Here is a 9,509-nt window from a genome sequence, read left to right as displayed (position 1 = left end):
CCCCCCCCCGCCGCCGCGGGGATCGCGGGGCCCTCATCCCCGCGAGGTCTTCGGCCCGGGGCCACCTCACTCCCGTACCGCTTCGGCCCGGGCCGCCTCGGCCGGGGCCAACTCGGGCCGGAGTCAGCTCGGCCCGGGGCCACCTCAGCCCAGGGCCGCCTCGGCCAGCAGATCGAGCTGGGCCGGCTCGGCGCTGCACGGGAAGACCAGCAGCTCGTCACAGCCGGCCGCCGCGTACGCTGCGGCGGTCTCGCGCAGTGCCTGGGCTTCGGTGATGACCGCCTTGGCCGCCATCTCGGCCTTGGGCCCGATGAAGGCGTAGTAGTCGCGCAGATAGCTCTCGGCCGTGGACGCGGCGCCGGGCCCCAGGCACGCGTAGACGAGCGCGACCAGCCGGGGCCGGTCGGCCCTGTCCTGCGCGCGCCAGGCGGCGCGCGCCTGCCCGGCGAGGTCGGCGTAGGCGGTGGCCGAACTGCCGCCCGCTATCCAGCCGTTGGCGTGCCGCGCCGCACGGCGCATGGCGGCCGGCGTATGGCCGCCAACGATGATCTCGGGGCCGGAGCCGGGGCCGGAGCCGCCGGGCCGGGGGCCGATACCGGCGACGCCGGAGTGTGTGTCCTTGCCGTCCCAGATGTCGCGCAGCTCGGCCAGGGCGGCGTCCAGGCGGCGCCCCCGGTCGTGGTAGGGCACTCCGGTGGCACGGAAGTCGTCCTCGCGTCCGCCCGCGGCGACCCCCACCACCAGCCGCCCGCCGGAGATCTCGTGGACCGTGGCGAGCTGTTTGGCCAGCAGCGGGGTGCCCGGCCGGTAGGCGGCGAGCAGGATCGTCGTCGCGAGCTTGATCCGCCGGGTCACGGCGGCTGCCGCGGCGAGCGAGACGAGCGATTCGTAGTTGTCGTAGACGAGCCGGTCGAGCACGCCCAGGGTGGAAAAGCCGTGCTCCTCGGCACGCCCGGCCCACTCGACGAGCCGCTGCCCGTCGACGTCGGGCACGGTGGTGGGCAGGCCCACTCCGATCTCCACGGTGGTCTCCTGTCTGGTCTGTGGCGGAAGTCCGTAGTCCGTACCGGTGCCCCTGGCCGCGCTCAGACCGCCGGTTTCCGCGCGGTCAGCAGGGTGTTGCCCAGCGGGAGCCGGCGCTCGCTCACGTCGCGGAACCCGGCCTGCTCCATCCACCCGGTGCAGTGGCCCGGGTGGTAACCGGCGCCCGCCGGTGTCATCACGAGCATGTGCAGGCTGGCGATCAGCGACGCCAGGTCGGGCCTGTCGCCGTTCATGGGGTCGTAGACGAGCAGCGCGCCCCCGTCGTTGACGGCGGTGTACGCCTTCTCGATCAGCGTTCTGCGCTCGTCGCGGGAGAAGTCGGCCAGCACATGGCCGATGACCACGACATCGGCGGGGGGCAGCGGATCGGTGAAGAAGTCGCCGCCGGTGAAGGTGACCCGGTCGGCGACGCCCAGCCCCGCGGTGTGCTCGGCGCACGGCCCGGCGTTCTGCGGGCGGTCGAAGACCGTGCCCCGCAGCCCGGGCCGTGCGCGCAGGATCTGGCCCGTCAGGTTGCCGCGGGCGCCGCCCACATCGGTGAGGGTGGCGAAGCCGTCCCAGTCGAGCGCGTCCAGCAGGTGCGGGATCAGCGGCTGGCTGAGCGAGTCCTGCATCGCCAGGAACATCCGGCGTGCCTGCGGGTCGCTCAGCATGGCCTCGAAGTCGCCCTCGGCCTGCGGCTGTCCGGTGCGCAGCGCCTCGGTCAGCCGGCCCCATGCCGGGTAGAGCACGAAGTTGGCGCCCTCCAGGAACCCGCCCGCGTAGCCGGGGCCGCGCACCAGGTGGCGCTGGGCGGCCCCGGTGTTGCGGTAGCGGCCGTGGTGGCGCTCCAGGAGCCCGGCGGCGGTGAGCGCGTCGAAGAAGTCGGACGCCGCGCGGGGGTGGAGCCCGAGCGCGGCGCGCAGTTCCTCGGCCTCGGCCGTGCCGTCGGCTGTCCCGGCCAGCGCGCTGAACACGCCGAGTTCCAGGGCGCTCAGCAGCAGCTTGGCCGAGGCGAAGCCGAGGCCCAGCCGGGCGATGCCGCCTGGATCGTTGGGGTCGCCACCGGGCCCTGTGCCGGGCGCCGGGGCGTCGCTGGTGAGCGTCATACGGGGTTGCCTTCCTTGACTGGCTCGCGCGCGTCCGGGTCGTCGGGCGGTGCCGAGGCTGCCGCCTCCTCGGCGGTCAACGGGGCCAGACCGCGTGCGACGGCGTGCCTGCGCAGCGCCAGGACGCCGCCGACGGACAGCGCCAGCACGGCGAGCAGGAGGTAGTAGAGGTACTCGGGAACGACGTCGATGAGCCGTACGAGGCCGCTGCCGGCACCGCCGCCGAGCGCGGCGAACAGCCACAGCACGCCGAGCATGTGCCCGATGAAGCGGCGCGGCAGCACATCGGCGACGGCGGCGATACCGACGGCGGCGACGATGAGTTCGCCGCAGGCGTGCATGAAGTAGACGACGATCAGCCACAGCGGGGAGACCTTGGAGTCCCCGGAGGCGAGCCCCGCGGCGAGCGCCATGATCAGGAAGCTGGCGCCGGTGAGCAGCAGCCCGGCCGAGAACTTCGCCGGCACCCCCGCGCGTCCGCCGCCGTGCCGGAGCAGGAACCAGGCGCAGAGCGGGGCGAGTACGAGGATGAACAGCGGGGTCGCGGACTGGAGCCAGCTGACGGGCACCTCGAAGCCGAAGACGTCGCGGTCGGTGGAGTGCTTGGCGAACAGCGTGAGCGCGGAGCCGTCCTGTGCGATCAGCGACCAGAACAGCGTCGAGCCCAGGAAGATCCACAGGAAGGAGCGCAGCCGTCTGCGGTCGTCGGGCCGCAGTTCGCGGTTGCGGTAGAGCACGGTGTAGCCGACGACGGGCGCGACGATCGAGGCCATGCCGACGAGCGCGATGCCGCTGCCTGCCGTGAGTCCGCCGGCGGCGAGCATGCCGCTCAGCAGCAGAACGACGACGGCGAGGGTGAGGCCCGTGAGCCGCTTGGCGCGGCGGGCCTCGGGCGCCTTGAGCGGACGCCCGGGGCGTTCGCCGACCCCCTCGAACTGCCGCTGTGCCAGGGCGACTTGGACCGTGCCGATGAGCATGGCCGTACCGGAGACGGCGAACCCGAGCCGCCAGTCGACGCGTTCGCCGAGGAACCCGGCGATGAGCGGGGAGGTGAGCGCGCTGACCTGGATGCCGACGTAGATGAGGGAGATGCCCGCCTCACGGCGTCCGCTCTCGCGGAACATCAGGTTGAGCATGGCCTGATGGTTGGGCTTGTACAGGCCCATGCCGACGGCGAGCAGGATCAGCGCGACGGGGGTGAGCCACAGCAGCGGTGTGGCCAGCGCGAAATGGCCCGCCGTGGTGATGGCGGCGCCGAGCACGAGGGTGCGGCGCGGCCCGAGTATCCGGTCGGCCACCCAGCCGCCGGGCAGGCACAGCATGAAGGCGAGCCCGATCCAGGCGCCGAAGAGCGCGGCGGCGTCGGCCTTGCCGAGGCCGAGTCCGCCCTCGTCGCGGGGGGCGACGGCGAACAGCACGAGGATGGCCTGCATGCCGAAGAAGCCGAAGCGCTCCCACAGATCGCTCAGGAACAGGGTGCGGAACCAGCGGGGCCACGGCCGCATGGAGACCGGGGAGCCGTCGCCCGGCGACTCGGCGTGAGCGGGGGCTGTCATGCCGGGGTTTCTCCCTCTGCTCGGGCCGGCTCCGTCCGGGCCAGGTGCAGACGGGGCCTGAAGGACAGGTACAGACCGCCGACGGCGTTGCCGGCGCTCATGGGGGCCTGCTTCTGCTCGTGGACCTTGTTGAGGTTGGCGAGCGGGTTGGGGTCACCGCTCTCGGCCCCGTTCAGGTGCGCGTGCACGCTGGCGTAGACGTCCTGCGCGTCGTCCAGGTCGGCGATGCCGGTGATGATGCGGTCGAAGGCGTCCTGGAGGTTGAGCCCGTCGCGCTGGCTCTGGGTGAGCTTCTGCGCGTTGTAGAAGTGGTGTTCCTTGCCCCGGTAGCTCTCGTAGAACACCGAGACCAGCACCAGCAGCCGCTCGTAGGCGTGCCGGTAGACGGTGTTGAAGAACTCCCACGCCTCGTCCTCCGCCGCCTCGCCGCGGAGGACGCTGGCGACGGTGGCGCTGGCGAGCATGGCGCTGTAGGTGGCCAGGTGGACGCCGGTGGAGAGCAGCGGGTCCAGGAAGCAGGCGGCGTCGCCGCACATCAGATAGCCGGGCTTGCCGAAGTTCTCCGCGGTGTAGGAGTAGTCCTGTTCGACCTTCATTCCGGCGACCTGTTCGGCGCCGGTGAGCAGGTCCTGTACGACGGCGCACTCGCCGAGCGCCTTGTCGTAGACCTCCTGGACGCCGCCGAGGCTGTTCTTCTTCTCGTTGAAGATGTCCCGCCCGGTGACCAGGCCGATGCTGGTGGTGCCGTCGTGGAGGGGGATGACCCAGAACCAGCCGTCGGGGGCCGAGCACACGGCGATGGCGCCCTCGGGGCCGCGGTCGAGCGGCTTGACGTCCTTCCAGTACGTCCACGCGGCGACATTGCGGAAGATCTCGTGGTACTCGCGGTTCTTCATGTGCTTGGCGGCCAGCACACCGCCGCGCCCTGAGGCGTCGATGACGTAGTCGAAGGCGATACGGCCGTGGTGCGAGGGGTTCTTGGTGTCGGCCCACCGCGCGGCGACGGGCCGCTCCCCGTCGAACTCCAGCTCCTTGACGCCGACGTTCTCGTGGACCTCGACGCCGAGCGAGACGGCGTGCCGCAGGAGCAGCTCGTCGAACTCGGAGCGGATGACCTGCCAGGCGTTGCTGCCGTCGTCTCCGAGGCTGTCGAACTTGACCTCCCACTCCTCGGGGCCCCAGAAGAAGTAGGCGCCGCCCTTGGGCTGGAAGCCGTGGGCCTCCACCTTGTCCCAGACGCCCAGGAGTTCGAGGATCGGCCGGCACGAGGGGAGGATCGACTCGCCGATGTGGTAGCGGGGGAACTGGTCGCGCTCCAGCAGGGTGACCTCGAAGCCGTCCTTGGCCAGCAGTCCCGCCGCCGTCGATCCGGCGGGGCCTCCCCCGATGACGAGGATCTGGGTGGAACCACGCATGAACTTCTCCAATCCTCCGGGGTCCTGGACAGGTCGGTCTCCGGATCGGACCCACCCGGGCACCGTGACCCCGGCTGCCGGAGGAGCGGTGGAGAGATCCTCGATGCCACGGCGTCTGACCCCCTCGCTGGCGAAGCCCGAGCGGACCTCTAGCGCGGTGCCGTCCCCTGCCCCACACGAGTGGCACGGTGCATCCGACGAAGGAGATCCCCATGCGTTCACGAGCTGTCCGGATCTGGGCCGCGAGCACGGCGGGCGCGGCAGCGCTGACCGTGGGCCTGGTGGCGGGTGCGCCCACCGGCGCCGGAGCGGCGCCGCACACGGCGCGCGCTGCGGCGACCGCCGAGGTGGTGCGGCACGGCCAGCCGAGTCTGTACGCCAAGAACGTCGATACGATGCTGGGCTTCTACCGCGACGCCTTCGGCTTCCAGGTCGACTTCCGCTACCCCGGAACGGGCCACGCCGTCTTCGGCACGGTCAGCCTGGGCGACAGCTACTTCCTCACCTTCGCGACCTACGAGGTCATCAAGGACTCCACGCCGCTGAAGCACATCGGGCCCGGCAAGCGGAAGCAGTCGGAGATCGTCGTGATCACCACCGATGTGGACGCGCTGTACAAGAAGGCGCTCAGGGCCGGCGCCAAGGGCCTGATGGCGCCCAGGGACCAGCAGTGGGGCGAGCGTTCGGCCTACGTCTCCGACCCCGAGGGCAACCTCGTACAGCTCTCCACGCACAACGGGTCCTGAACGGCCGCGCGGGGCACGGCAGTTGGGGGGCATGCCGCGGGCGTGCCCCCCAACTGTGTGCCGCGCACCTGTACGCGGTCACCGGCGCGCCGTCACCGGAGTGCCGCCGTCACCGGTGTGCGGTCATCCGTGCGCGGTCGTCGCGCCGGGGGTGACCTTCTCGTCCCAGTCCACGCGGTAGGAGTAGACGGGCCGGGTCGCCTTCACACCGAGCTTGAGGAAGAAGGGCAGGACCAGGTCGCGGACGGTGCGCTGGAAGCCGTTGGTCGCCGCCTTCTGGTTGCCGGTCTTGCGGCCCTCCTTGATGATCTTCTCGACGCGCTCCTTGCGCAGCCCCTGGAAGGCGGCGAAGGCCGCCTCGACGTCGGGGATGTCGCGCAGGCACTTGGCGAGCACGATCGAGTCCTCCATCGCCATCGAGGCGCCCTGCCCCACGTGCGGAGAAGTGGCGTGCGCCGCGTCGCCGACCAGGCAGACCCGGCCCCTGTACCAGGTGGTCAGGGAGAGCATGTCGTAGATGGGGTAGCCGAGGATGCCGGAGCGGGTGTCCTCGATGAGCTGGGGCACCGGGCTGTGGTCCTTGCGGTGCCTGTCCAGCAGCCGTCGCTGCCACACCTCGTGCGGAACGGACTCGACCTCGCCGCGCTCGGGCTCGCGCGCCTGGTGGTAGTTCTCGAACCAGTAGATCTCCCCGCCGGGCGTGGTCTGGTGGCCGAAGAAGCCGTCCAGGCAGAACGACATCCGCATGGTGCCGTCCTCGGGCGCCCCGTGCGCCGAGTGCGTGTACCCCGCGGTGCCGATCACGCCCGTGTAGGCCGGCTTGGGCGCGTCGGGCAGCACGCTGTAGCGGGTCCTGGAGTGGATGCCGTCGCAGCCGACCACGAAGTCGCCCTCGGCCGTGGTGCCGTCGCGGAAGCGGACGACGACACCGGCGCCGTCCGCCGGCTCCGTCACGCTGTCGAAGAACTTGCCGAACTCGATGACGATGCCGCGCTCGCGTGCGGCCTCGCGCAGCGCCCTGTTGAGCAGGCCGCGCTTGATGAGCACCGTCTCCGCCGGATTGCTGCCCAGTTGCTTGCCCTTGTGGTTGAGGAAGGCGGTGTCGCGGGTCGGGGTGCCGCTCTTCTCCACCTCGTCGGCGACGCCCAGGGTCCTCAGGACGGCGAGCCCGTTGGGCGCCAGGTTCAAGAAGGCGCCCACCGTGTCGCGGGGCTCCTCGCTGCCCTCGTGGATGACGGCCTCGATGCCGATCCGCTGGAGGAACATGGCCAGGACGGGCCCGGCGATGCCGCAGCCGATCAGCAGCGCTCTGCGGGGTCGGGCGGCCTGAGTGCTGCTCATGGATCAACCTCGTTCTCTGCGGGATACGCGGTGGGCGGTACCTGTCAGTCCTTCTCCAGGCCGAACCGGGGCACGGCGCGCTCCAGCGGGCGCGGCAGCCACCAGGCGCTGCGGCCGAGCAGCTGCATCGCGGCGGGCACGACAAGACAGCGGATGAGGACGGCGTCGATGAAGATGGCGAAGGCCAGGCCGAAGCCGAACTGGCGCAGCATCCGGTCGTCGCTCAGGAAGAAGGAGCCGAAGACGACGATCATGATGGCTCCGGCCGCTGTGATGACCGCCCCTGTCCTGGCCAGGCCCTCCTGGACCGCGCCTGCCGGGTCCCCGGTGCGGGTCCACTCCTCGCGCATACGGGAGAGGAGGAAGATCTCGTAGTCCATGGAGAGCCCGAAGACGATCGCGAAGACCATGATGGGCAGGAACGCCTCGACGGGGCCCGCCTGTTCGCCCAGCCAGCCGTTCTGGAAGACCAGGGTGAGGGCGCCGAGCGCGGCGCCGATGCTGAGCAGGTTGAGGACGGCGGCCTTCAGCGGGATCAGTACGGAGCGGAAGACGGCGGCCAGCAGCAGCACCGAGAGCCCGACGACGATCGCGACGAACAGCGGCATCCGGGAGGAGACCGTGTCGGAGTAGTCCACGACGGAGGCCGTCGAGCCGCCGACGAGGTACTCGGCCCCGGTGCGCTCCGACAGCCCCGGCAGCACGTCGTCGCGCAGGGAGTGCACCAGATCGGTGGTGGCCGCTTCCTGCGGCGCCGAGCCGGGGTAGGCGATGACGGTCGCCACCCGCCCGTCCTCGGTCGGCACGACGCCGCCGGTACCCGCGACGCCCCGGGTGTCCTCCAAGGTCCTGGCCAGGGAGCGCGCGGGTCCTGCCGCGCTGCCGTCTCCCGCGTCGACGGCGATGACCAGCGGGCCGTTGACGCCCGGCCCGAAGCCCTGGGCCATCCGGTCGTAGGCGGCACGTCCTGTGCTGCCGGCCGGGTCGTTGCCCGCGTCGGCGAAGCCGAGCCGCATGCCCAGCGCGGGTGCGGCCAGCGCGCCCAGCGCCGCGACGGTCAGCAGCAGCACGGTGACGGGCCTGCGCTGCACGGCCGCGCCCCAGCGGCGCCAGCCCGCGCCCTCCGCCGCCTTGCCGCGCTCGGCGCGGCGTGCCGCGCGTGCGGTGAACTGCCGCTGGAAGCGTGCCCCGAAGACGGCCAGCAGCGCGGGCAGCAGCGTCAGCGAGGCGAGCATCGTGACGAGGATCGTCAAGGCCACCGACAGGGCCACCCCGCGCAGGGCGCCCAGGCCGAGCGCGACCAGCCCCAGCAGGGCGATGATCACGGTGCAGCCGGCCACGGCGACGGTGCGGCCAGCGGTCTCCAGCGCGGCGCGCGCGGCGACTGCGGTGTCCTGGCCCCGGGTCAGCTCGGAACGGTAACGGGCGAAGATGAGCAGCGCGTAGTCGATACCGACGCCGAGCCCGACGAGCATCATCACGTACGGCGTGAAGGTGGCGATGGTGAACACGTGCGAGGCCAGGACGATGGCGCCCATGGTGGTGCCGACCGCGAACAGGGCGGTGACGACGGGCAGTCCGGCCGCAACGGCGGTGCCGAACAGGAAGACGAGGATGACCAGTGCGGCCAGGATGCCCGCGCCCTCGGCCGGGCCCGAGCCGCCCTGGGCCAGCTCGCGCGCCGCTTCGCCGCCGAGTTCCACGCCGAGTCCGCCGCCCTGTACCGCACGCGCCGTATCCAGGATGCGCCGGGTGTCGGCGGGGTCCATCTCCTCGGCCGGCCGGTCGAGTTCGACGGTGCCGAAGGCGGTGGTGCCGTCACGGGAGAGCGAGGAGCCCTCGGCGAAGGCGCCCCGTACAGCGGCCACTCCGGGCAGCTTCGCGACCTCACCCTCCATGGCCCGCACGGCGCTCCGCGTGTCCTGACCACGGAGTCCTGAGGGGTCGTGCAGCACGATCTCGACGGTGTCCCCGCCCTGTGCCGAGCCGTGCTCCTCCAGCAGTTCCACGGTCCGCTGGGTCTCGGTGCCGGGGATCGTGTAGTCGTCGCGGTAGTGCTCCCCCGCGGCGGACGCGGCTGCCCAGACTCCCGCCAGCACGACCAGCCACAGGATCAGCGCCGTCCACCTGTGGCGGTGCGCGAAGCCGGCCGTGCGCGCGAAGAAGCCGCCTCGCGGGGGCTCTTGCGCCCCGGGCGCGTGCCGTGTGCGGGGTGGCGTGACGGTCACGGGGTCCTCCTGGCATACGGGTTGCCCGGCCGGTGCCGGGCCGTGCGGCCTCAGCGGTCCATGGCCCAGCCTGGCCAGCGCCTCTGGAGAA

At 71.9% G+C, this 9,509-nt stretch carries 7 protein-coding genes; 1 reads left to right on the top strand and 6 read right to left on the bottom strand.

The genetic code is table 11. From position 1 onward, the window contains the following. Window positions 1–144 precede the first annotated feature (144 nt). From NMN56_RS18940 to NMN56_RS18925, 4 genes are all read right to left on the bottom strand, one after another. Window positions 145–1,023, bottom strand: coding sequence for an LLM class flavin-dependent oxidoreductase (locus NMN56_RS18940; RefSeq protein WP_274041558.1), 879 nt, complete (start codon window positions 1,021–1,023; stop codon window positions 145–147). A 62-nt stretch (window positions 1,024–1,085) separates the two neighbouring features. Further along, window positions 1,086–2,132 carry a methyltransferase gene (locus NMN56_RS18935; protein ID WP_274041559.1) on the bottom strand — a complete coding sequence of 349 codons (1,047 nt, stop codon included), beginning with the start codon at window positions 2,130–2,132 and terminating at the stop codon, window positions 1,086–1,088. Next, window positions 2,129–3,688, bottom strand: coding sequence for a peptide MFS transporter (locus NMN56_RS18930; protein ID WP_274041560.1), 1,560 nt, complete (start codon window positions 3,686–3,688; stop codon window positions 2,129–2,131). The genes NMN56_RS18935 and NMN56_RS18930 overlap by 4 nt, the downstream gene beginning before the upstream one ends. Next, window positions 3,685–5,103 carry an NAD(P)/FAD-dependent oxidoreductase gene (locus NMN56_RS18925; protein ID WP_274041561.1) on the bottom strand — a complete coding sequence of 473 codons (1,419 nt, stop codon included), beginning with the start codon at window positions 5,101–5,103 and terminating at the stop codon, window positions 3,685–3,687. Before NMN56_RS18925 ends, NMN56_RS18930 begins: the two co-directional genes overlap by 4 nt. Before the next feature lie 212 nt (window positions 5,104–5,315). Between NMN56_RS18925 and NMN56_RS18920 the strand changes: the two genes are divergently transcribed. Continuing rightward, the gene (locus NMN56_RS18920) at window positions 5,316–5,849 is read left to right on the top strand and encodes a VOC family protein (RefSeq protein ID WP_274041562.1); all 534 of its coding nucleotides are present in this window, start codon (window positions 5,316–5,318) and stop codon (window positions 5,847–5,849) included. 123 nt (window positions 5,850–5,972) lie between these two features. Here the strand turns inward: NMN56_RS18920 and NMN56_RS18915 are convergent, their stop codons facing one another. Together NMN56_RS18915 and NMN56_RS18910 are read right to left on the bottom strand one after the other, a co-directional pair. Next, complete coding sequence (locus tag NMN56_RS18915; protein ID WP_274041563.1) at window positions 5,973–7,190, bottom strand: FAD-dependent monooxygenase; 1,218 nt, start codon at window positions 7,188–7,190, stop codon at window positions 5,973–5,975. Window positions 7,191–7,234: 44 nt separating this feature from the next. Continuing rightward, a complete protein-coding gene (locus tag NMN56_RS18910) occupies window positions 7,235–9,418 on the bottom strand; it encodes an MMPL family transporter (RefSeq protein WP_274041564.1) in 2,184 nt (727 codons plus the stop codon). Window positions 9,419–9,509 lie beyond the last annotated feature (91 nt).

Origin of the sequence: Streptomyces iconiensis, from assembly GCF_028657195.3 — a bacterium.
GTDB lineage: Bacteria > Actinomycetota > Actinomycetes > Streptomycetales > Streptomycetaceae > Streptomyces > Streptomyces iconiensis.
This window is presented reverse-complemented; position numbering and strand designations above follow the sequence as displayed.